Origin of the sequence: Microcoleus sp. ARI1-B5 (assembly GCF_036705795.1) — a bacterium.
In the GTDB taxonomy this organism is placed as follows: domain Bacteria; phylum Cyanobacteriota; class Cyanobacteriia; order Cyanobacteriales; family Microcoleaceae; genus Microcoleus.
In genome coordinates this window covers 75,992-100,445 of sequence record NZ_JAUBVK010000023.1, presented here as the reverse complement: position 1 = coordinate 100,445, position 24,454 = coordinate 75,992, and the positions used below count along the sequence as shown (strand labels likewise).

The window sequence follows — 24,454 nt, the reverse complement described above, 5'->3', positions numbered from 1 at the left end:
AACCTGGTTTGTAGTAGGGACTTTAGTTTTTTTCTGAGATTTTTTTAGGACTGAAGTCCTCACTACGAACCAGGTTTGTAGTAGGGACTTTAGTCCTTTTTTTTTGTATTTCCTGAGGACTGAAGTCCTCACTACGAGCCTGGTTTGTAGTAAGGACTTCAGTTTTTTTCTGGGATTTTTTTAGGACTGAAGTCCTCACTACGAACCCGGTAGATTAATCTTGAAACACCATAATGCTGCCCGAATAGCAAGCCACCCAAACCTGATTAGTTTCCGGATCGTAAGTAATCCCGATCGGACTTGAATTAACATTCACTGTTTGCAGCACTTTCAGATCGCTAGTCCTGACTTTGCTAACAGTATTCGAGAAATAGTTGACCACATAAATCAGTTTTCCATCGGCGGAAATCGTCATGCTGCGGGGTGCATTTCCCGTCGAAACTTTATCCACCACTTCACCAGTTTCTAGGTCAATTTTTGCCACATTCCCTTCACCGTTCAAAGTAGCATAAAGATACTTGCCCTTGGGATCGATCGTCAAATGACGCGGCGCATTGCCAATATTTCTCAACCATTCTACCGAAAAGTCTATCAGATTCACTTTCGCAATATCGGAAGAACCCATGACGGCAATATAGGCATTTTTTGAGTCGGGAGTGACCACAATACCCCGAGGGTATGCACCCAGTTTCACCCGCTCGACTTCGCTGTTTTTATTGATATCGACTACGCTCAAATCCCAACTGCACCAATTGCTCGTCAGCACAAAGCGATTATCCGGCGAAACAGCATTGAATTTGGGAACTGCACCTACAGGAATTACCTTTTCTATTTTCAGAGTTTTGGTGTTGATGCGGTACATGAAACTTTGGTCGTGTTTTGCCGCAGGAGAACACCTGTCGCTACCCGGATTGTCAAACCCAGAACCGTACATTTGATAGTTTGATATGTAGCCATATTTGCCGTCTGTTGAAAAAGCAGCTTCTACGGGAGAACCTTGATAATTGCCTGGGAATTTAGCAAAGCCGAACTTTGACAAGTTTACTGTATCGGGAATAGTCTTGACTAATTTAAACTTCCTGTCGTAAACTGTGATTGTGTGGCTGTACATCATGTTTTGAGCAAAAAACAAACCCGCTCCCGAATAAACTATAGATTTCGGCGATATTTTACCGTAAATAGTTTTTTTCAAAGTCATTTTACCTTCAGTGTTCACCAGCCTTTTGCCTTGTGATTCATTTTCTTTATTTTCAGGAAGGGGCGCGGCAGTTTCTGTTTTAAATGGTGGTAAAAATGGTTCTTGAAAAAAAGGTTGTTTGGGCTGATTTTTAGTTGTATCTTCGAGTTGGTTGCTGTTTTCTGTAGCGGTAGGAGATGGCGAAGGTCGATCGATCTTTGACGATGTTTTTCCCGCAGATTCCTTGTCAGCGCTGGCGGCTGGCGGCTTGCCTTTCAGGGCTGACAAGGTTTGAGGGCCGACAATTCCGTCAACTTTCAGGTTGTTGTCTGTTTGGAACTTTTTCACCGCAGCTTGGGTTACAGGGCCGTAAAATCCTGTCGGCTTGCTGCGAAAATACCCTGCGTCTTGCAGAGTTTTCTGGAGTTCGGCAACTTCCGGGCCAGAATCGCCTTTTGTCATTTTGATGGCGAGGGCGGGATAGACTAAATTTAAAATTGTGAGACCGATTGTAAAGAAAAGTAAAGGAGCCGGTGCTAAATTTAGGTGCGTTTTCGAGTTGGGCGATCGAGTTTGAGCCGCAGGCGTTTGCCAAGTTTCTGCTAAATGCAGGTAGGCCAGTCCGTCCATAGTTTTTACCGGGTATTTTTGGTGCTATGATACACCAACTCATACCATTTTAGATTTTAGATTTTAGATTTTAGATTTGAGACTTGAAGAATTGGGAATGACTGATGAAGCTCGTGCTTGGCAGCTTGCCTGCGGTGGCCTGATTGTTTTTAACTGGTATAAGATTGATTAAAGGGAAAATTTTATTATAATCAAACCTAGGGTGAAATCTCCGAGCAGTTTTTAATGGTGCAAGCAAGTAGGAGCGATCGACAATGTTGAGTGAGGAACAAACAACCGCAGCATCGACACCCCCAAAATCCCGCCAGACGGTGCTGTGGGAAGATGACGGCGGACTGTGCCAGCGGGCTTGGGTAGAAATCGATTTAGCAGCTTTAACTCACAATGTAAAACAGCTTAAAAATCTCTTATCTCCCCGCACGCAACTGATGGCAGTTGTGAAAGCGGATGCTTACGGACACGGTGCAGTTGCAGTCAGTCAAACAGCATTGCAAGCAGGTGCTAGTTGGCTGGGAGTGGCGACAATTCCCGAAGGAATAGAGTTGCGAGAAGCTGGGATAGAAGCGCCGATTTTGCTGTTGGGGGCAACTCATACAGCGGCCCAGGTAAAGGCGATCGCCCAATGGCACTTGCAGCCCACTATTTGTACTGCCAAACAAGCCCTAATTTTTTCAGAAGTTCTCGTCAGTATCAACCAATCTTTGCCGGTTCACGCTAAGTTAGATACGGGAATGTCTCGCTTGGGTACTTCTTGGCAAGACGCAACAGAATTTGTGCAATTAGTCAATGGTTTGCCGAATTTAAAATTAGCCAGCATTTACTCTCACTTGGCGACAGCCGACAGTCCGGATACGGCTGTTATGAGAGAGCAACAGCAACGCTTCAAAAGGGCGATCGCCCAAATCCAAACAGCAGGAATTAATCCGGGCCGCCTGCACTTGGCAAACTCTGCTGCCGCCCTCGCTGACCCCGATTTGCACTACGATTTAGTGCGAGTCGGTTTGGCTACTTACGGTCTTTATCCTGCTCCTCACTTGCAGGCGATCGCTTCTTTGCAGCCCGCAATGCAGGTAAAAGCCCGGGTAACGCAGGTGAAAACAATTGCAGCAGGCACAGGCGTCAGTTACGGCTATAAATTTATCGCCCGGCGCCAGACACAGATTGCCGTAGTTGGCATCGGCTATGCAGATGGGATTCCGCGCAATCTTTCTACTAAAATGCAGGTTTTAGTTAGGGGTCAATTCGTGCCGCAAGTCGGGGCTGTGACGATGGATCAATTAATGCTGGATGTTACCGATATTCCCGATTTAGAAGTCGGCGAAGTGGTGACGCTGTTGGGGAAAGATGGGGAAAATCAAATTACTGCTGATGATTGGGCCCAAATTTTAGGAACTATTTCATGGGAGATTCTCTGCGGTTTTAAACATCGATTGCCTCGCGTAGCGGTAAACTATTAACAGTAGTCCGGCAGGGGTTAAAACCCCTGCCTCATAGCAAAAGTCGGTTAAAACCGACTCAAGAGTTTGAAGGATAAAATTATCGAGTTTAGTCCTCTAAAAGAGGACTTCCGCTATGATACAGGGGTTTTCAACCCCTGTCGGACTCTCGGAATAAGCGATAAGACTGAGACTGCAATTCTCAATTTCCAATTCCCAATTCCCAATTGATATGACAGTTATTCAGACGTTTTTACTAATAGCCCAAACGTTGTATTCCCAGATAGATGCAGAAAGAATACAGGCGATGCAAGTAGCCCAAGAATTCTCGAAAAAATTAGTAGAATTGGGGTTTAAAATTGTACCTCAACTGCTGTGGGCGATCGGCATTTTGTTAATTACGCGATTTGCGATCGGCGTTGCGGGCCGCGTGACACGTCGAGCTCTGGGCCGCACCGAGCCCACGCTGCGGAAATTCTTAGTTCAAGCTGCGGAAATTACGATTTTGATTGTCGGAGCAGTCGCGGCTTTGAGTCAGTTGGGCATTCAAACAACTAGCGTGGTGGCGGTAGTTGGTGCGGCGGGTTTAGCCATTGGCTTGGCGTGGCAAAATACTCTGTCCCACTTTGCTGCTGGGGTAATGTTGATTAGCTTGCGGCCTTTTGAAGTCGGAGATGCGATCGAAGCTGCGGATGTTAAGGGAGTTGTCGATAGCATCGGGATTTTTTCAACAACCGTCGTGACGGACGATCGCATAAAAATTATTGTCCCCAACAATCAGTTATTTAACGGTACACTGAAAAATACCACGGCAATGGGAACGCGGCGAGTAGACTTGAAAATTGATATTGGCGATCGGGCGATCCGTCCGACTATGGCCGAGTTACTAGAAATTGCCCACTCTCACCCGCTGGTGTTGGAAAATCCGCCCCCGACTTGTTTGGTAGCGGAGATTACTCCAGATACAACTATTTTATCTCTCCGACCTTGGTGCGCGTCGGTGGCCTACGAACAAGTGCGATCGCAAGTTCAAGAACACGTCAAAGAAGCCATGAATGCCCACAAAAATCAAGAACAATAAATAACACTTTTCAAACAAACGCAGTACAAAAAAACGATTTTCGTAGGGGCGGTGCAACGCCGTGCCCGCCCAGACAGCTTTCTGATATGTACCTGATTAAGCTGGTATCTGCTGTATTAATCCCAAATCCCAAATCTAAAATCTAAAATGAGTAATTGGTCTCCCCAGCAAATTTTGCAAGAACCGGGCGTCAGGATGTCCGCCACCGAGAAACAAACAATTCTCAGCAAATTTCCGCCTCCAGACGAAAACCATCAAATTTATGCCGACGCCATTTTTGAAGGCGGCGGCGTGCGCGGACTTGCGTTTTTAGGAGCACTCAGATGCTGCAACGATTTGGGCATCCGCTGGCGAAAATTGGCCGGTACTTCTGCGGGTGCAATTACTGCCGCAGTATTGGCAACAGACTTGTCAATGGACGACTTAGAGGAACTGTTAGGACAGCTCGATTACAGCCTCTTTTTAACTAAAAAAAACAGTCCTCTAATTTTAAATGGCGACCCAGCAGACGACTTGCAATCTCCAGCTTGGACGCTACTTTTCCTCACAATTAGCCGCCAGATGGGAGAATATTCTGCACAACCTTTCCGGCAGTGGTTGGAAGCAACGCTTAGTAAAGGTCACTTGCAAACTTTTGCCGATGTCAAAAAACTGGTAAAAGAGCGGGAATTAAAAGTAGTAATATCCAACCTAACTCGCGGTGAAATGTTGGTGCTGCCAGACGACTTGCGGCGGCAGGACTCTGCCGATTCCGATGCTTTGTACCAGCAGTTGCGGCTCCAAAATCCCGAAGATTTTAGCGTAGCTGAAGCGGTGCGGCTGTCGATGAGCATTCCGCTATTTTTTGAGCCGGGAAAACTCGGCAATGACTTAATTGTCGATGGCGGAATTCTGAGCAATTTCCCGCTGTGGATTTATGACAAACAATCCGTCGGTTCGACTCCCGCAGTGCCCCGCTGGTTTACCTTTGGGTTCCGATTGGTCGATACTGGCATTGAGAGTCAAGTTAAGATTGACACTCCGCTGTCGATGCTGGCGGCGATGTTCCGAACGATGATGAAAGCAAGAGACCGCTATCACCAGCGGGAAATGGATAAAGGCAGGGTGATTAATATTGATGTGAGTGAAGCTGGGGTGACGACGACGGATTTTCACCTTGAGGGCGATCGCAAGGCTAAGCTATATCGATTGGGGTATTTGTCTACTAAGAGATTCTTTTTGAGTTCCAATTTTAGCTGGGAAAAGCACTTGAAGGCCAGAGGCTTTGGTCAGTAGGAGAGTGGCCGAGGGGGGAAATATCCCTTCTTCCTTCGCTCAAACCTATACAGCAATAGGGATTTAGGAATTTTAAAATTAGGGGTTGGCAAGAATAGGATGTGTGTGCTATAGTTAGTTACTGTCATCTTGGAGAGGTGGCTGAGTGGTCGAAAGCGGCAGATTGCTAATCTGTTAAGGGTGTTAACATCCTTCGAGGGTTCAAATCCCTCCCTCTCCGTTCTCAAACTTGCTCGTTTAGCAAGGGCTTCAGGTTAATCGTGTTAGCTAAAGTCTAGTTTTTCGCTTAACTTTCGCTGACGATTAAGGCCAGATATCCCTGGCACCCCCCTTCAGAAGGGGGGAACAAGAGTAGGATCAAAGTCGACCCCTACTCCCCTGCGTGATCGGGGGATTTAGGGGCATCGGGACTCGGCTATAAACGAAAGATACAAAGGTTTTTAAGCTCAACTTAACACCAATGGGTACGAAGCGATTTCTCTACCCGAATCCATACTGTATTGGAATCAATTTAGCACGAATCATCAGCTACCGAATCTAATTAAGTGCCTTCATTGCTTCGACAAATTGCCGCGAGATAAAAGGCAAAATCTCTTCATTCTTGCTATTCTCTTTCCCCTCGGTAAATACAACCAACAAATACGGCCGCAAACCCGGTATTTCAATATAAGCAGCATCGTGACGGACTTGACTTGTCAGCCCCGCTTTTGACCACAATTTTGTATCTTCTGGCAATCCGCCACCTAAAAAACCTGTAACTTGATTTTCAGGATCTGCTTCTAATTCGGCTGGTGCTAAACTGCGTTTCATTAAACCCATCATCTCTTGGGATGCTTTTGCAGAAACAGCTACGCCGCCGATGATAGTGTGCAGCAAACGCGCCGCTGCATTGGTGGTCAGCATATTTCTATTTTCCATTAATTCTCCCAGAAATGCTCGCTCGCGACCGTAGGGGCCGTCACACCAGGTTTTTTGATTGGCGTTAATGTTTTGTAATTCCGGCCAATCTAATGATTGAAAGTAACGGTTGACGATGTTTCGCTGCTGTTTCCAAGTTTCAAAGGGGCCTGGTGATAATTCTGGGCCGCTGGTGGTGCCGGTGAGGGCGTCTACTACTAAACTGGTGGCGTCGTTGCTGGAATCAACTATCATATCTCGGACGGCGCGTTCTAATTCTGGCGATGTTTGAATCATGCCTTTTTGTGCCCATTCCCAGATGGCCACGAGGTAGAATAGTTTGACGACGCTGGCGGGATAAATTCGTTCGGATGCTCTGGCGCTAAAGCCTCGCGGTTGATATTTCCAAAATTCTTGTGGACTTAGGGCGCCGCCTGTGTTGACTCGCACTGGCGGATCGTAGACTATCCAAGTTATGGCCAATCGATCGCCCTTCAATCCTGTAAATTCTGCCTGGACTGCATCTATAATGCTACTGCCGAGGGTTTCTAATTGTTCGTCTTTGTGGAAAAATGTCATGGTTAATGGCTGACTGCTGACGGTTAACGGTTAACGGCGGTTGGCTAATGGCAATAAATCGTTAAGTGCGAACAATTAACAGCAAACAATTAGCAATTAGCAATGGTCAATTATCAATTATCTGATGGTGTGGAGTATCGGGCGATGTCGCACATAAATATTTACGATTCCCCAAAGTGCGATCGCCTCGCAACTCAGGCGGCGGCTGGGCGTCATTTGCTTTTTTTTGACCCCCCCCAGCCCCCCCTTGTTAAGGGGGGGAGAGATGGCATAAACTCGGTTGTGCAGGGGGATACAACCGCTGTGAGGGTGCGGCTGTGCGAAGACGATTATCCGGGATGGTTGGATTATCGAGATATTGAGTTGCTCGAAGTCACAGAAACAGTGTATCATCCTCTGGTGGTTTCTCAGGATGAAATTAAGGAAAAGTTGCCGATCGCAATTACCTTTACTCGCGAGGCGATGCACCAATCCAATTATTACCTTTGGGGCGGTACAGTCGGGCCAAATTATGATTGTTCGGGATTGATGCAAGCTGCTTTTGTGGCTGCGGGCATCTGGTTGCCGAGGGATGCTTACCAGCAAGAAGCTTTTACGACATCTATTATTAGTGTTAGCGATGTAGAACCGGGTGATTTAGTATTTTTTGGGACGCCGGAAAAAGCCACTCATGTAGGATTGTATCTAGGAGATAATTGCTATATACACAGTTCGGGAAAAGCACAAGGCCGCGACGGTATTGGTATTGATGTTTTGTCGGAAGATGGCGATGCAGTCAGTCAAGCTTATTACCAGCAATTGCGCGGATATGGTAAAGTTGTGGCAAGTTATCAACCTAGTTAGTTTATGGCTTATCCACTACGAACTAAGAAACCGGGTTTTTACCGAGATTGAGGGTTGGAACAAATGATTTTTGCAAAAAAACCCGGTTTCTGGCCACTGGCGATCGCACTACGAACTAAGAAACCGGGTTTTTCACCTAAATTGATGGTTTTAACGAAGTATTTTCGTAAAAAACCCGGTTTCTGGCCACCCACGCCTAAGTTCTGTAGTTGTTCATCAATGACCAGTGACTAATGACTAATGACTAATGACTAATGACTGCTGAGTATATACTGTTTGTTGGTGTGAGTTACTGATGTTATCTAACAAAACAATGGACGCTGCATTATTTTTGGAAAAATTGGCCGCACAGCAGGCTGCAACTGAGGTGGCGATCGACGTTTCGGTGGTGGTGCCGGTGTATAATGAGGTGGAAAGTTTGCCTCATCTGATTGAGGCGATCGCCTCTGCGATTCAACCCTCTGGACTTAGCTATCAAATTATCTGTGTAGATGACGGTTCTAAGGACGGTTCTGCGGAACTTCTCCAACAGTTAGCCAGCAGTCGCGATGACCTTTGTGCGGTAATTTTGCGCCGCAACTACGGACAAACTGCTGCCATGTCTGCGGGTTTCGATCGCGCGACCGGTCGTGCTATTGTTACCCTAGACGGCGATTTGCAAAATGACCCTGCTGATATTCCGGTGTTGCTGGAAAAGTTAAATGAAGGCTACGATTTAGTTAGCGGCTGGCGCAAAAATCGGCAGGACAATACTATCAGCCGCCTGATTCCTTCTAAAATTGCCAACTGGTTAATTGGTCGCGTTACAGGCGTAACTTTGCACGACTACGGATGTTCTTTGAAAGCTTATAAATCTGAGTTGGTAGCCGACTTGAATCTGTACGGGGAATTGCACCGATTTTTGCCGGCTTTGGCGTTTATTGAAGGGGCGAGAATTGCAGAGATTCCGGTGCGACATCACGCGCGCCGTTTCGGTCAAAGCAAGTACGGGATTTGGCGGACTTTTCGGGTGTTGATGGATTTGTTAACTATTTCTTTTATGAAGAAGTTCTTGACTCGACCGATGCACGTTTTTGGACTTTTGGGCATGAGTTCGATGGCGGTCGGAACGGTTTTAGGAATTTATTTGACCTTCGTGAAATTGGGTCTCGGTCAAAGTATTGGTAATCGTCCTTTGCTGATTTTGGCTGTCGTTTTGCTGTTGACTGGCGTGCAGTTATTTTGTTTTGGTTTGCTGGCGGAAGTGATGATGCGGACTTATCACGAGTCCCAGGGAAAGCCGATTTATCGGGTGCGCGAGGTGTTTGGTTCTAAGTGATAGGAAGTAATAGGAAGTCGGCGGTTGAAACCCGGTCTACACAAGCAAAGTCCGCACTTCCACAAGCGAGCGCGAACAAGTCCGCGGACTGAAAAAATTAAGATTAGTCGTAGGGTGTGTCGCCGTGAAAAAATCCTAACTAAATCTTGATAATCTAATAGCGACGCACCTGTATTATCGCTGGGTGGGGGCGGGTTTATAAATCCTCTGCTTTTTAAGCATAAATATGGGTGAACCCGCCCCTACAAATGTGGAATATTTAAGGACAAGTGAATCGATCGCGATTTAACTCCTAAATCCTAACTCATGACTTTTTGAGCTTGGCGGAGAGATTGAATAGTGGCGATCGCGTGTTGGGAGACTGCATCTATTTCAGCAGCGGTATTGAACCGGCCAATCCCAAACCGAATTGAGGCGTAAGCTAACTTGTCCGATCGCCCGATCGCTGCTAAAACATGAGAGGGAGATATTTTCGCCGAAGTACAAGCAGAACCAGACGAAACTGCCGCCGCCGGTTGCAAACCCAACAGCAGCGCTTGACCGTCAACGCCGCCTACACTAATATTCAGATTCCCCGGCAATCTTTTAGTAGGGTGACCGTTGATAAAAACATCACCCAATTCATTCAAATTTTCCCACAAACGCTGCCGCAAATTCACAACTCGTTCTGTTTCCCACTCCATTTCGGCAATTGCCAATTCTACTGCTTTGGCAAACCCGACTATTTGCGGTGGGTAGAGAGTTCCCGATCGCATTCCCCGTTCGTGACCTCCTCCGTGCATTTGTAGCGCTAGCTGCACTCTCGGTTTGTTGCGCCGGACGTAGAGGGCGCCGATGCCTTTTGGCCCGTAGATTTTGTGCGCCGTCAACGACATCAGATCGATGTTCATCTCCTGTACGTCTAGGGGAATTTTGCCGATCGCCTGTGCCGCATCTGTGTGAAAAAGAATGTCATTTCCGCGACAAATTGCTGCAATTTCGGCGATCGGCTGGATGACGCCAATTTCGTTGTTAGCCGTCATCACGGAAACTAAAATTGTCTCGGCCCGAATCGCTTTGATCAAATCGCCGATATCAATCAGTCCGTCGCTTTTCACCGGTAAAACAGTAATGTCAAACCCCAATTTTTGCAAATACGTACAGGGGTCAAGAATTGCGTTGTGTTCCGTTTTTACTGTGATAATGTGCTTTCCTTTGCTGAAATAGGCTTCGGCGACGCCTTTAATCGCTAAATTATTTGCTTCCGTTGCGCCGCTGGTAAAAACAATTTCTTCTGGGGAGGCGTTGATCGCTTCTGCTATGGTTTGCCGCGATTGTTTAACGGCTGCTTCTGCTTCCCAGCCGTAAACGTGGTTGATGCTGGCTGCGTTGCCGAATTGTTCGGTGAAATAGGGCAGCATCGCATCAACTACCCGTTTGTCTACGGGGGTTGTGGCGTGGTTGTCGAGGTATATAGGACGTGCGGACATAGTGGAGTTTTGGTTGAAAAAGGTGTTAGGTTTATTGTAGACGAGCCCCTTGTTGTACTACAAAACTTTATATTTAACAAATATTTGTGGAGATTTATGCGGCCAGACATTCAGGGATTAGAAATTACTGTGGGTGAGCTCAAGCACCTGTGCGGCGCGGGGCCCGATCGCGTATACCGGCCGGCGAGTGCGACTAAATTTGCCCGCGAAGCTTTGAAAACAGTTGGTTTAATTGTTTTGGTTCTAATCAGTTGTTGGCTGCTGGTGCTGATATTTCCTAGAGCTTATTTGTTTTGGTTCGCCCTCCACCTCGCTGCGATCGCCGGTTTGATTTTTGAGGATGCCTGGAAAATTATGTGCAGCCAAAACAAACATTTAATCAATCTTTTTGATGATGTCGATCGCTATAATGGTATAATTAAGGCGATCGAAATTAATGATAAAATCGAAGATGCTGGCAATGCGCAAGTGAAAATAGGCGATCGCTCAAAAGTCATTCAAGCCTTGCAGCTCATCAGAGAGGATTTAGTTAGAGCTTTGAAAACCGAGAGAATTCTCAGGAAAAACAAAAAATTTGTCGCTACTAACTCAGAACTGTTTGCCAATAATCTGAGAACTTTGAATGCTTTGCAAATTAGCGATCGATCGAGCCAGCCGGGGCGATTGCTCAACGAAGCTTTGCAGCTAGCTGTGGGAGTTCAAGCAGAAATGAAAAAGTTACAAGATCGAAATGCTGCGAATTAAAAAAAATGGAAAAGCAGACGGCGGTTGAAACCGCATCTACACAAACGAATTGGGCCGGACGCCGAATGAAGAGAAAACGTAATTTCAGCTAAATATGGTTCAGTTAAAAAGCTAATTTCTACCCGCACACATTAGTTAATTGATAACTATCATAGTCTCGGCGATGCGATCGTCGCGGATCGCTGCGCTAACCCTAAGATATCTCTTCGGACATTAGCATTAACTAACCTAACCATATTGAATTTTAACTGCCCCCTCGGAAACCCGCTCCCGTCGCGTGAAAGTTTGACGCTTACGCGGTTTCAACCGCTGCCCTCTCGGAAACCCGCAGGCTTTGTGGGTGAGAGTTTGACGCTTACGCGGTTTCAACCGCTTGGTCTTCTCAAACACATTTTAAAATTTATGAATCATGAGAATTGTTAAGAAATATGATGATTGTAAATTTTTTCCTGTTAAGTAACAGGTAAGGATATCTTGGAAAGGTGACGTTAACAACCAGGTCAGTATGTCTTCTGCTAAACCTAAGATTATAGTTCTCGATGACGATCCGACAGGTTCTCAAACCGTGCACAGTTGCTTGCTGCTGACAGGTTGGGACGAAGAAACCCTGCGTTTGGGACTGCGGGATAAATCCCCGATTTTTTTTATACTGACAAATACTCGATCGCTGACTCCCGAAACAGCAGCCTCCGTCACCCGCGAAGTGTGCCAAAATCTCAAAAAGGCGATCGCCAGCGAAAAAATCGAAGACTTCCTAATAGTTAGCCGTTCCGATTCTACCCTGCGCGGCCACTATCCGATCGAAACCGACGCGATCGCCGAAGAGCTCGGTCCCTTCGACGCTCATTTTCTAATTCCCGCCTTTTTTGAAGGAGGCAGAATTACCCGCAACAGCGTGCACTACCTAATGGTTAACAGCGTCGCAACGCCTGTTCACGAAACCGAATTTGCCAAAGATTCAGTCTTCGGCTACAGTCACAGTTACCTGCCAGACTACGTTGAAGAAAAAACCAAAGGCCGCATCCACCGTGATAATGTCGATCGCTTTTTACTTGCAGACATTCGCTACGGAAGTTTAGATCGGCTGTTCGAGATGACTGACAACCAATGTGCAGTTGTTGACGGCGAAAGTCAAGCGGATTTAGACACATTTGCCAAACACATTCTCGATGCAGCCAGTCAAGGCAAAAAGTTTTTATTCCGCAGCGCGGCGAGTATTTTAACATCCTTGGCTGACCTCGGCAACCAGCCAGTAGCAGCCGACGAAATGGCAAAATACGTGAGGAACGGCAAACCGGGTGCAGTAATAGTTGGTTCCCACGTTAAGAAAACTACAGACCAATTAGAACGCTTGTTAAAAGAACCCAATACAGTTAGCATTGAAATAGATGTATCTCACTTGCTAGAAGATTCACCAGAGTATCGCACCCAAATCCTCGATGAAATTCTCGAAAAAGTCCGCAATGCTCATGCTGATGGCCAAACGCCTGTAATTTATACCAGCCGCAAGGAATTACAATTTGAAAATACAGAAGTCCGGTTAAAATTTGGAGCTGCTGTTTCTGCTTTGTTGATGGATGTCGTGCGGGGACTGCCTGCGGATATCGGTTTTTTAATTAGCAAGGGCGGGATTACTTCTAATGATGTTTTGAGTACAGGTTTGTCGCTGAAAACTGTCAGGCAAATCGGTCAAATTATCGCAGGTTGTTCGGTGGTAAAAACGGAGTCCGATCATCCTCTGTTTCCCAATTTACCCGTCGTTTTGTTTCCGGGAAATGTGGGGGACAGCCATGCTTTGGCTACGGTTTACAAGCGGCTGAGCAAGCATTCTAGCTAGTTGAATCGCTTTCTTGACCCAGATGAATTTGGTTCTAGTCAGGGAGGACACATTGATATCAACAATCGCCTAAAACCGTTGAAAAATTTTGTTTTCTACTCGTTACCAGCAGTGCCTGGGAACCTATATCCGGAGGAAGAGCCTCCTTAATCCTGTGCCGAGGCTCTTCCTCTCGATATAGGTTCCCCGGCGCAGCGAAAGGAACCAGTTAAATAATGTCCAAAAAATCTCTGGCTGATTCTATCGTTGCTAAAACCGCTCTAATATGCTATGGTAAAGGGTCTACTCTTAAATAAAACCAATCGCCCGCAAGCGTTGCTTGCAGCTATTGGATCGCCAAATCGCCCCTGGGCAGCCGCTCTCAAAAAAATCAAATTTAGGAAAAAAAATTAAGGTAGAACTCTACATATAGGGCCAACAGCGCCAGAGGTACTGCTATCAGTAGCGTTTCCAGCTTAGATCGGCCTAAATTTTAAAATTAAGTAGAAATTTTCACATAGTAATTTTTAGCTGAAAGGATTAGCATATAAGGGTGACAGAACATTATCATCCACTAAACTCATTAAAAGGCGGCCACTGGTTCAAGCTGATCTGTGGGGCGAGCTTTCAACACCTGCCGGCAGTTCGGAATCTCACATTGGCTTACACCTTAGCAGGTGCTGACTGTATCGATGTCGCGGCAGATCCCGCCGCCGTCGCAGCAGCAAAAGAAGCCCTACAAGTTGCCAGCGAATTACAGGCAAGAACTCAAAACCGCAGGTTTGGCGGCAAAGGCTTGCCCTGGCTGATGGTGAGTTTAAACGATGGGGAAGACCCGCATTTTCGCAAGGCCGAATTCAACCCAGCCGATTGTCCGGCGGACTGCTGGCGGCCGTGCGAAAAAATATGTCCAGCCTCCGCAATAGTTTTTCCGAGTGCTGGCAGTGGTTTTTCCGGGGTGATAGACCAGCAGTGCTACGGCTGCGGTCGCTGTCTGCCGGTTTGTCCGAGCCAACTGATTTACACTCGTTCTTACGTGTCTGCTCCCGCCGCGATCGCACCTTTAATCTTGCAATCCGGTGCGGATGCCCTAGAAATCCACACGCAAGTAGGCAGAGAGGCAGATTTTGCGCGACTTTGGTCGAGCATAGCTCCCTGGATCGATCGACTCAAAGTAATAGCAATTAGTTGCCCCGATGGAGACGGTTTGATTGATTATTTGCGGACACTCTATCAAATAATTTCCCCCCTTCCTTGTCCCCTAATTTGGCAAACCGACGGTAGGCCGATGAGCGGAGATATTGGAACAGGAACTACTAGAGCCGCGGTCAAACTCGGTCAAAAAGTTTTGGCTGCCCAATTGCCGGGATACGTGCAACTTGCAGGCGGCACTAACGATCGCACTGTCAGCAAACTGAGAGCCGGCGGACTGATGAAGGATGGCGGGAAAAATTTGTCGGTTCCCCCCGTCCAATACATTGCAGGTGTAGCTTACGGCAGCTATGCCAGGGTTTTGCTGTCGCCAATTTTAGAACAATTAGAAACAATGCAAACCGATCGAGCCTATGCCGTTCCGGTGGCAGCCGCTTGCAGCGCAGCCGAAGCTCAAACACCTCGGCTGACTCAGCTCGAAGCCGTCCCAGAACTTCTCTCGGAGGCGGTGAGTTTAGCTCGTTCTCTAGTTTCCCAGATCAAAAGTCAGTTGACAGCGGACAGTTGACAGTTGACAGTTGTTAGTTGTTAGTTGTTAGTTGTTAGTTCTTAGTTGTCAGTTGACAGTTGTTAATCTAAAAAAACTGAAAACTGATAACTAACAACTCTAGTTCGCGATCGCACTTTGCGACAAGAGTGAAACCCGGTTTCTTACTATATTTCTCGTGACCCAAGAGCAAAAGTCGTAGAGACCGGGTTTCGACGCACCGATGGGTAATCAATGAACTGAACACTGTCAACTAACAACTGGCAACTAACAACTGCTTTCGGAGTCAACTGTCAACTGTCAACTGTCAACTGTCAACTGTCAACTGTCAACCGAACACATCGAGGCGAATGCAGATTACAGACGACCTCAACAGACTATTAGACATCGTGCCAGATGAGATCCGGCAGCCCTTAGAGCAGCACCCGCAGCGCAACAATCTCATTGAGATTGTGATGGATTTGGGCCGCCAACCTGAAGCTCGTTTTCCATCCTTGGCCGAACCTCTTTCCCAAACACCGATTTCCAAAGCACACCTCAACTATTGCATCGATCGAGTCGGCCACTTCGGCGGCGACAACCGAGCCGGTATCGAGCAAACCCTGCACCGAATTAGCGCCATTCGCAACCGCAGCGGCGAGATTATCGGCTTGACTTTGAGGGTGGGCCGCGCTGTGTTCGGGACGATCGGCATAATCCGCGATTTGGTGGAAACCGGTCAGTCAATTTTGATGCTCGGCCGCCCCGGAGTCGGCAAAACCACAGCCCTGCGGGAAATCGCCCGCGTGCTCGCCGATGACTTGGAAAAACGAGTGGTAATCATCGACACCTCCAACGAAATTGCCGGAGATGGAGATATCCCGCACCCAGCGATCGGCAGAGCTCGCAGAATGCAAGTTTCGCGTCCCGAACTCCAGCACCAAGTCATGATCGAAGCAGTGGAAAACCATATGCCGCAAGTGATCGTGATTGACGAAATCGGCACGGAACTCGAAGCTTTGGCCGCTCGGACGATCGCGGAAAGGGGCGTGCAGTTGGTCGGTACCGCCCACGGGAACCGGCTCGAAAACTTGATGAAAAACCCGACTCTGGCAGATTTAATTGGGGGCATCCAAGCGGTGACGCTGGGAGATGACGAGGCGAGACGGCGCGGTTCTCAAAAGACGGTTTTGGAGCGCAAATCACCGCCAACTTTTGAAATTGCCGTCGAAATGCTGGAACGCCAGCGCTGGGCGATCCACGAGCGAGTTTCAGATTCGATCGACACTCTGCTGCGGGGACGCGAACCGAACCAGCAAATCAGAAGCGTCAGCGACAGTGGAGAAGTAATTATCGAGCGGGAGTCAGCCGCTCCCCCCGCCCGGTTTCCGGGGATGCCAGCTTCCGGCCCAGGCCAGGCTGCTGTATCGGCAATCCGGCCAGTCACACCGATTTCTGGGTGGCGGAGTGCCGGCAAAATGGTGCCGATGCCCCCTCAAGGCGAGAAATTCGCTGCTGCTGCTGCTGCTAACAGCGCGCCGGTGGTGGCTGAGACTCGGTATTTCGAGCAACTGCTCGAAGAATCGCTGTCCCTGGAACCGGTACCCCAGGAGCGGGGTCGTTATTCCCAAAACGTCGGCCCTAACGGCGAAGATTTGCCCCTCCACGTTTATCCTTACGGCATAGCTCGCCACCAGCTCGAACAGGTGATTTCGACGCTGAACCTGCCGGTGCAGTTGACGAAGGATATTGAAAGTGCTGACGTGGTTTTGGCTTTGCGATCGAACGTTCGGAACCAGTCAAAATTGAGGCACTTGGCCAAAACTCGCCAAGTTCCCCTGCACACAATTAAGGCCGGCACTATTCCCCACGTAGCGAGAGCTTTGCGGCGCCTGTTGGACATGGACGACCCGGGCACCCCGGAAGTGGCAGACCTCGCCTTATTCGCCCGCAGCGGTTCTTCTGACGAGCTCGAAGCTCTCGAAGAAACTCGCTTGGCTGTCGAGCAAATTGTCATTCCCAAGGGACAGCCGGTGGAACTCTTACCCCGTTCTCCCAACGTCCGCAAAATGCAGCACGAACTCGTGGAACACTATCACCTGAAATCCCACAGTTTTGGGGAAGAACCCAACCGCCGCCTGCGGATTTTTCCAGCTTAAACAGTCCTGGATGTAGCACCGGCATGATGTAGGGTGCGCACTGCGCACCTTACCGCTTGAGGGCAGCAGGTAGAAGGCAAACAATCGATTTTTTTTTCATTCTTTCTGTTTTTTACCAGAAAGAATTGGTTTAAAGCCCCAACCCCGATCGGGAGAAATTAAAATCCGACTATTCATTACTCCAATCTTCTTCCTTTCAGGTAGAGGTCGCCCCGCGTGCGGTCAACTGTCAACTGCCACAGGTCAACTGTCCCAGGTCAACTGTCAACTGAACTTTTGCCTTTGATATCGTGTCGCCTCAGTTAACCATAATTTTTGTAGCGTGGGTTCACCGCCCCGACCCGAATCTTGTGGTCGATCGACCGGACATGATATTATTTCCGTTGGTATGATTTTTGTCGGTGAGTGCGATCGGCTCCAACCTCTAGCAAATCCCCCATAATAACACATTATACATAAACATATTTACCATAGTTGACATGAATGATGCACAAATTCAGCTATTTATCCAATTAATTGCAGCTCGCACCGGTTTACAAATTCGCCCGCAAGATCGATCGGCTTTATCTCAAAAACTTTTGACTCGGATGCAAGCTGTCAAAATAGCCTTTCCCGACAAATATTATCAAATGTTAGCCGTTCCGAGTCGGGAAAGTCAAAGCGAATGGCGCGAACTCGCGCTGCTGCTGACAACCAACGAAAGTTATTTCATGCGGGACAAAGGACAGTTTTCGCTCCTGGAAAAAGTTATTTTCCCGGAATTGATCGAACACAAAAGAAAATTGCACGATAAATTAGGAATTAAGCCAACACTGCGAATCTGGAGTGCAGGCTGTTCGACTGGTGAAGAACCTTATTCTTTAGTTATTCTTTTAAAACAGTTAATTTATGATTGGGAAAAATGGAATATTTTAGTTTTAGGTACTGATATCAATCAAGCAGCAATAGAAAAAGCGCAGCGGGGAATTTACAGCCCTTGGTCGTTTCGCTTAGTTGACCCGGAACTGCAAAGGCGGTATTTCGACAGGCGGAAAACCGAGTGGGAAATCGACCCGAAATTGCGCCCATTTGTCAGCTTTAGCTCTGTAAATTTAGTCACAGATAATTTTCCTAATATTTATACAGATATTTATAATATGGATTTGATTTTGTGCAGAAATGTTTTTGTTTATTTTGAAGCTCAGTATATTTCACAGGTGTTGAGAAAGTTTGCTAAGACGCTGAGACTGGGAGGATATTTAATGACCGGTCACGCTGAAGTTCACAGTCACATGATGAACGAGTTTCAACCAAAGGTTTTCCCGGAGTCAGTTGTTTATCAAACCAAGAATGTCCTAGGGGATGAACAAAGTAAAATAGATTCTTCGATCGCACCAGCATCCCAGCCCAAATCGGCGTTTTATGAATCCAGAAAGTCCGGGGAAGTTAACGGCGACAGCCATCAGTTGCTACCGGGGGGGACGGTACCAGCTAGTTTTGATAAAGGCAATTTTGCGGATATCGGGTCGCTGTTAGCCTCCGGTAACGGGCTGGGAAAGATGCTGCGAAGTCGCTATGTTGAGGGAGCTATGGCGATCGAGAAAGTGCCTGATTTACCTTCAGGGCCCGCCCCAGAAAAAGCCGCTCGCCAAACGCCTCAGATGCTGATTTTAGAGGCAAAAGCTTGTTTTAAAAATAAAGGTTATGCTGAGGCAATTGATAAAGCAAAACAGGCGCTAGACCTCCAAGCTCACAATTTTGAGGCTGATTATTTGCTGGCTCAAATTTATGCAAATTTAGGGAAGTATTCTCAGGCGATAGAACACTGCAAGCGAGCTAGCAAAGTAGATGCTATGTCAGTATTTCCTTATTATTTGCAAGCTCACATCGCTGAAGAACAGGGCGACTTGGAAAAAGCTAAAATTTTCTTAAAAAAAACTATTTATCTTTGCCCGTCTTTTGTTTCAGCTTATCTCGAACTCGGGAATATATACAAGAAAGAAGGCAAGCTAAATATGGCTATTAAAATGTACAGCTCATCTTGCGATATTCTCAAAAAACTACCGCCCAATACTCCGATCGAACAGCAGGGAAAAATGACAGCGAGTCAAGTATTAATGGATGTTAAAAAAAAATTGGTAAAATTGTACAGCCAACAAAACTGACCGCCGAGAGAAGCTAATATAGCCGAGTCTCAGATAGATGAGGTACAAGTTTAGATTTTAGATTGAAGAATTTTAGATTAAAGAATGGGGGGATTGGAGGATTGGAGGATTGGGCGATTCGGGGATTCGGGGATTCGGGAATTTTGTAATTGTTAATGAATTGGTGAATACCTCATCTTTCCGAGAACCGCTATACCATTTGAGATTTTTCATTTTTCGATTTGAGATTTTAAAAGTGAATAATTGGGCATGATAACAGTTTAAAAAGTCGGTGTTTTTATGAGTGCCTCGCCACGAAACCGAATATTATCGTATAAACCGGGTTTTTTTCGCAAGTCCTAGTCAATAAAGTGTCAGGGTAAATATGGAAACTAAGCCGTATCTTATATTTAAACAGAACGGTTTGCTCTGCGGTGTAGAAGTCGGGTGCGTTCGGGAAATTTTCTTTCTACCGGAGCTCGCACCCATCGCCGAAGCGCCTCAAGATATTGTCGGGGCGATCGATCTCAGGGGCTCGATTCTGCCCGTGATGGATTTAAATCTGCGTTTTGGGTACGTTTGGCAGGAGTATTCTGTGACGGATAGTGCGATCGTCATAGAATGGCAAGAGTTTCGACTTGGCATCATTGTCAATCAAGTTAGCGAAGTTAAGCATATCCCCCCCGAGGCAATAACTCCGCAGCTATCTTACGGGCGAGACCAGCCATCGGCGCCCAATCATTTTTTAGCGGGATTTGCCCGCTGTGAAGCCGAGATTATCATGCTGCTCGATCTCGATCGCCTAATTCGATATTCTCCCGACAAAACAGAGACCCAAATGCCAGTTTCTGCAAGCGTTGCAGGCAAGGTAGACGCTGGAAATTTGCAGTTAGAAATAGATCCGCAATTGTTAGCGGAAGATTCTAAAGTTTTGGGCAAGCCTCACGTTTTTTGTCCCAATGCTACAGCGGAAGAAAAGGCAATTTTTCGAGAGCGCTCTCGCAATTTGAGGCTCCAAGGCGATCGCCAAAATTCTGCGGCAATTAATATGTCGGTGGCGGTGGTTCTTTTAAACGGCGAATACTTTGGTATCAATCTAGCGGTAGTGCGCGAATTTACTGACATTCGCCAAGTAACTCCGGTTCCTTGCACTCCCGATCGCATTATTGGAAATATGAATTTGCGGGGCGAGATTCTGACGCTACTCGATATTCGGAAGATTTTAAATATGTCGGCGGATACAAAATTTCTCTCAAAGGCGATCGTTGTTGAAGTTGAAGATTTGGTCGCCGGTATAGTGGTTGAGGAAATCTTAGATATTATACATTTGAATGTGGCAGAAATTGCGACTATTCCTGCTGCACTAAACTCGGCGAACCGCGAATATCTCCGGGGTACCGCTTTTTACGAAGAAAAACTTATCGCTGTTCTCAACTTGCAGAAACTGCTGACAAAAGGGGGAGTTGTTGTTGATGAGGAGGTTTGAAGAAAGATTTTAGGGCGAAATCCGGCTCGCCCCCGAACAAACGATCTGGGCGCTACCAGAAACCAAAGAAAAAAGAGTAATCGAACAGAATTTGCTATGATACTATTTTCTACTGTCACTGCACGGCATCGCAGAAGTTGCAGGCTAATTTCTGTTGCCAACGCGGGACTCCCAACGACTATCGCAGCGTCACCACCTTATGCCATTTTCGATTTTTGATTTTTGATTTTCGATTGGGGATGATTTACTGGATAAGGGTTTGGGCCTTCCGTACAGTTGCATTCTTTTGGAAAAATGGTATTGCTAAGGGAAATGCTATCTTAAATTTAGGAAAAAAAGATGTTTGCTAAAATAAAAAAAATCAACATTAGAAACAAGATGCTGCTCGGATATCTAGCGCCAGCCGCTATCTACTTAGGGTTTCCAGCCCTAGTTCTCGGTACTACAAGTCAGGTGTTTGACACTTTTAAAGAAGTGGAAAGGGTAGAATCGGTCATCGGCGAAACAAGTAATATGTCCGTAGGTGCGGAGCAAATGGTACGGGGGATGCGCGGGTATTTAGTTAATAAAAATCAGCAGTTTTTAACGGATTTTAAAACAGGTGCAGAGTTGGCTCGCCAGTCGGCGAGTAATGTAGAGCCGAGCGTTAAAAATCCCGAACAGAGAACTCGTTTGCAGAGGATGCTGGAGCTAGTCAACGAATATTATGATGGTTCTAACGAAATTGTTCGCTTATTTCAGAAAAATCAGAGAGCGGAAGCCCTCGCTTTATTTAATACAGGCAAGTACACAAAATTTGTGAATGAATTTGTGGAAGTGAACCGGGAATTTCGGGAAACAGAATTAAAGATTATTAAGCAAGAAACGCAAATGACGAAGGAAGCTTTAAGCTTTTTGATATCGACGCTGGTGATAGGTTCGCTGCTGTTAGTGCTGTTTGGTGCGAGTGTTGCTTGGCTGATTTCTTCAGGAATTGCTGGAACGATCGATCGCGCAATTAGTTCGATCGCCGCTTCTTCCGCCCAGATTGCAGCCACAGTTGAAGAACAGGAACGCATGGCAACCCAGCAAGCAGCTTCAGTCAATCAAACCACTACAACAATGGACGAATTGGGCGCATCTTCTAGGGCGACTTCACAGCAGATAGAAACCGCCGCATCTGAAGCAATGCAAGCTTTAACTTTAGCTGGCGCAGGTACAAAAGCTGTCGAACAAACTTTAGAAGCAATGGCAACGCTGAAAACGAAAGTGCAGGATATGCAAGGGCAAATTATGCAGTTGAGCGAGCAAACCGATCGCATTGGCAATATCTCAACTGTAGTGAGCGATTTGGCAAATCAGACTAATATGTTAGCGCTAAATGCTGCGGTGGAAGCAGTGCGGGCGGGCGAACACGGCAAGGGGTTCGGCGTTGTGGCGTCAGAAATCCGCAAACTTGCCGATCGCAGTAAAAAATCTGGCGCGCAAATTAATCTCTTAGTTGCTGATATTCAGAAAGCGATTAACTCAACAGTAATGGTGACAGATGAAGGAACTAAAACTGTGGACTTTGGCGTAAATATTGCCTCAGAAACCGCTGCGGCATTGGTCGGAGTGGCTGATTCAATTAACAACGTGGTTTTGAGTTCTCAGCAAATTTCGCTGAATGCCAAACAGCAAGCGATCGCGATCGAACAAGTGGTGGAAGCTATGAACTCTCTCAACCAAGCAGCGGTACAAACGGCTTGCGGTATCACTCAAACTAAAGTCGGCACTCAAAGATTGAATGAAGCTGCTTTAGATTTAAAAGCAGTTGTTTAGAATAGTTATCAGTTATGAGTAATCAGTTATGAAGTTATGAGCCAAAAAGTTAAAAAGTGGTCTTTAAGAATTAAAGCGATTGTTTTTGCGATCGCCCTCAGTACAATCCCAGTTCTATTGACAGGAGCGATGACTTATGTATTTGCCAGCGAGAACCTGACTAACTGCGTAATTAAGTACCAAGAATCACGGGCGATCGCTACAGCAAACGAAGTCAGCAACTTTCTTTTTGAACGCTACCTAGACGTTAAGGAACTAGCTAATTTAGGTATACTGAACGACCCCAGAGTCAGCCAAACCACATCAACCAGTCAAAAACAAGCTCTGTTAGATAAATATGTAAAAGAAGGGGAAGGCTACGACAGTATTGCAGTCGCCGATCTCCAGGGCAATACCATTTTACAATCGAGCGGAGAGCCAATTGTAGATTTGGGTAAACGCGAATATTTTCAGGAAGTGATTAAAACTAATCGTCCTACAGTTGTGCAGCCCCGAAAGTCATTTATCAATGGCGAATACGCTATTTTTGCTGCGGCGCCGGTTGTCGATATCAATACAGGAAAAACTATCGCCGTCATCAGAACTCGCACGCCTACAACTTATTTAGAGCAGAGTTTTCAGGAAAACAAAGATAAATTAACCAGAGACTCGGAGGGATTAAAAGAAGAGGAATACCATTTGATTGATGGCAATGGCAAGTTTTTCTCAGCAACAGAAAGCGCTCAGGTGAGCCGAGATGCACGGTCTGATTTTACTGTTTTTGCCAAAATGCAAGCGGACAGAAAGATTAATAGTGCCATAGATATCGATCGCATTGATGGAGCCAAGCAACTGATTACTTACGCTCCTATTGAAACATCAAAAAATCTGCCCGACTTGGGTTGGAGCGTGATTATTGCCAACGATACAAAAGATGTATTTGCTCCGCAAAAAGAGTTGCTGTATGCTCTGATGGCAGGAGTAGGAATCACTGCTGCTGTTGTAAGCGCGATCGCAACTTTTTTGGCTCGTCGCACTACCCGCTCGGTTAATCAAATTGTGCGGGCGATCGCCTCTTCTTCCTCACAAATTGCTGTCACCGTAGAACAGCAGGAACGCATCGCTAGCCAACAACTATATGCTGTCGATCGAACTGCGACTACAATGGACGAATTGGGCGAATCAAGCAAAGCTTGTGCCTCGCAAGCCGAAGCGGCCGCTTTCGGGGCCGCCCAGGCTCTTAAACTCACAGCAGGAGGCAGTCAAGCAGTAGACAATAGCTTGAAAGAAATGGCAACTTTGACAGAAAATGTCGCAGCAATTCAAAAGCAAATTTTTCGTTTGAGCGAGCAAACCGATCGCATTGGCAATATCTCTAGTTTAGTCAGCGATTTAGCAAACCAAACAAATATGCTCGCCATCAACGCTGCTGTCGAAGCAGTTAGAGCCGGTGAAAGCGGCAAAGGATTTGCTGTTGTTGCCAGCGAGATTCGCAAATTAGCCGATGGAAGCAAGGAAGCTGCTAGCAAGATTAATGCTTTAGTTGCAGATATTCAAAAAGCGATTAGTACGACGACAATGGTGACAGATGACGGCACAAAAACTGTGAAAAATGGCGTGGAAATTGCCCGAAAAGCCTCAGACGCATTTGCTGGAGTGGCAGAGGCGATCGATCGCATTGTTGTCAACAGCCAACAAATTTCTGTTACATCAAAAAACCAGGCGAGCGCCATTCAGGAGGTAGTTGAAGCCGTCAACTCTCTTACCCTCGCCGCTCAGGAAACTGCCTCCGGCATTTCTCAAGTCAAACTCGGTATTTCTCAACTCAATCATGCAGCCCAAAATTTAAAATCCGTAGTCTAGGAAGTTCGGCAACGGATTGTGTAGGGCCTTTAACAGGTTTAACGGATTTAACGGATAGAAAGAAGTTCGGCAACGAAGGAGTCTAAGGGATTTAACGGATT

At 46.6% G+C, this 24,454-nt stretch carries 16 protein-coding genes and 1 tRNA gene; 14 read left to right on the top strand and 3 right to left on the bottom strand.

The genetic code is table 11. The features are described 5' to 3' along the window. Positions 1–214: 214 nt before the first annotated feature. Positions 215–1,807, bottom strand: a complete 1,593-nt coding sequence (locus tag QUB63_RS26125) for a peptidoglycan-binding protein (RefSeq protein ID WP_332948274.1) — start codon at positions 1,805–1,807, stop codon at positions 215–217. Between the two features lie 254 nt (positions 1,808–2,061). Between QUB63_RS26125 and alr the strand changes: the two genes are divergently transcribed. The 4 genes from alr (at position 2,062) to QUB63_RS26105 (ending at position 5,819) form a co-directional block, all read left to right on the top strand. Further along, the gene (gene alr / locus QUB63_RS26120; protein WP_332948273.1) at positions 2,062–3,264 is read left to right on the top strand and encodes an alanine racemase; all 1,203 of its coding nucleotides are present in this window, start codon (positions 2,062–2,064) and stop codon (positions 3,262–3,264) included. 211 nt (positions 3,265–3,475) lie between these two features. Continuing rightward, positions 3,476–4,324: a mechanosensitive ion channel family protein gene (locus QUB63_RS26115; protein ID WP_332948272.1), complete on the top strand. Its 849-nt coding sequence runs from the start codon at positions 3,476–3,478 to the stop codon at positions 4,322–4,324. Positions 4,325–4,471: 147 nt separating this feature from the next. Beyond that, a complete protein-coding gene (locus QUB63_RS26110; RefSeq protein ID WP_332948271.1) occupies positions 4,472–5,599 on the top strand; it encodes a patatin-like phospholipase family protein in 1,128 nt (375 codons plus the stop codon). Between the two features lie 131 nt (positions 5,600–5,730). Then, positions 5,731–5,819, top strand: a tRNA-Ser gene (locus QUB63_RS26105). 317 nt (positions 5,820–6,136) lie between these two features. On the opposite strand, the gene QUB63_RS26100 is transcribed toward QUB63_RS26105, so the two are convergent. Then, a complete protein-coding gene (locus QUB63_RS26100) occupies positions 6,137–7,075 on the bottom strand; it encodes a serine hydrolase (protein ID WP_332948270.1) in 939 nt (312 codons plus the stop codon). Between the two features lie 102 nt (positions 7,076–7,177). Between QUB63_RS26100 and QUB63_RS26095 the strand changes: the two genes are divergently transcribed. Together QUB63_RS26095 and QUB63_RS26090 are read left to right on the top strand one after the other, a co-directional pair. After that, a complete protein-coding gene (locus QUB63_RS26095; RefSeq protein ID WP_332948269.1) occupies positions 7,178–7,918 on the top strand; it encodes a C40 family peptidase in 741 nt (246 codons plus the stop codon). A 313-nt stretch (positions 7,919–8,231) separates the two neighbouring features. After that, positions 8,232–9,236 (top strand): glycosyltransferase family 2 protein, encoded by a 1,005-nt coding sequence (locus tag QUB63_RS26090; protein WP_332948288.1) that lies wholly within the window; start codon positions 8,232–8,234, stop codon positions 9,234–9,236. 299 nt (positions 9,237–9,535) lie between these two features. Here the strand turns inward: QUB63_RS26090 and QUB63_RS26085 are convergent, their stop codons facing one another. Further along, positions 9,536–10,705 (bottom strand): cysteine desulfurase family protein, encoded by a 1,170-nt coding sequence (locus QUB63_RS26085; protein WP_332948268.1) that lies wholly within the window; start codon positions 10,703–10,705, stop codon positions 9,536–9,538. Positions 10,706–10,801: 96 nt separating this feature from the next. Here QUB63_RS26085 and QUB63_RS26080 point away from each other — a divergent pair, with 96 nt between their 5' ends. The 8 genes from QUB63_RS26080 (at position 10,802) to QUB63_RS26045 (ending at position 24,353) form a co-directional block, all read left to right on the top strand. Further along, positions 10,802–11,449 carry a hypothetical protein gene (locus QUB63_RS26080; protein WP_332948267.1) on the top strand — a complete coding sequence of 216 codons (648 nt, stop codon included), beginning with the start codon at positions 10,802–10,804 and terminating at the stop codon, positions 11,447–11,449. Between the two features lie 505 nt (positions 11,450–11,954). Then, positions 11,955–13,286 carry a four-carbon acid sugar kinase family protein gene (locus QUB63_RS26075; protein ID WP_332948266.1) on the top strand — a complete coding sequence of 444 codons (1,332 nt, stop codon included), beginning with the start codon at positions 11,955–11,957 and terminating at the stop codon, positions 13,284–13,286. Positions 13,287–13,818: 532 nt separating this feature from the next. Further along, a complete protein-coding gene (gene ldpA / locus QUB63_RS26070) occupies positions 13,819–14,985 on the top strand; it encodes a circadian clock protein LdpA (RefSeq protein ID WP_332948265.1) in 1,167 nt (388 codons plus the stop codon). 329 nt (positions 14,986–15,314) lie between these two features. Continuing rightward, positions 15,315–17,102 (top strand): R3H domain-containing nucleic acid-binding protein, encoded by a 1,788-nt coding sequence (locus QUB63_RS26065; RefSeq protein WP_332948264.1) that lies wholly within the window; start codon positions 15,315–15,317, stop codon positions 17,100–17,102. 479 nt (positions 17,103–17,581) lie between these two features. Then, positions 17,582–19,246: a CheR family methyltransferase gene (locus QUB63_RS26060; protein WP_332948263.1), complete on the top strand. Its 1,665-nt coding sequence runs from the start codon at positions 17,582–17,584 to the stop codon at positions 19,244–19,246. Positions 19,247–19,610: 364 nt separating this feature from the next. Further along, positions 19,611–20,711, top strand: coding sequence for a chemotaxis protein CheW (locus QUB63_RS26055; protein WP_332948262.1), 1,101 nt, complete (start codon positions 19,611–19,613; stop codon positions 20,709–20,711). A 339-nt stretch (positions 20,712–21,050) separates the two neighbouring features. Continuing rightward, positions 21,051–22,511, top strand: a complete 1,461-nt coding sequence (locus tag QUB63_RS26050) for a methyl-accepting chemotaxis protein (RefSeq protein ID WP_332948261.1) — start codon at positions 21,051–21,053, stop codon at positions 22,509–22,511. A 36-nt stretch (positions 22,512–22,547) separates the two neighbouring features. After that, a complete protein-coding gene (locus QUB63_RS26045) occupies positions 22,548–24,353 on the top strand; it encodes a methyl-accepting chemotaxis protein (RefSeq protein ID WP_332948260.1) in 1,806 nt (601 codons plus the stop codon). Positions 24,354–24,454 lie beyond the last annotated feature (101 nt).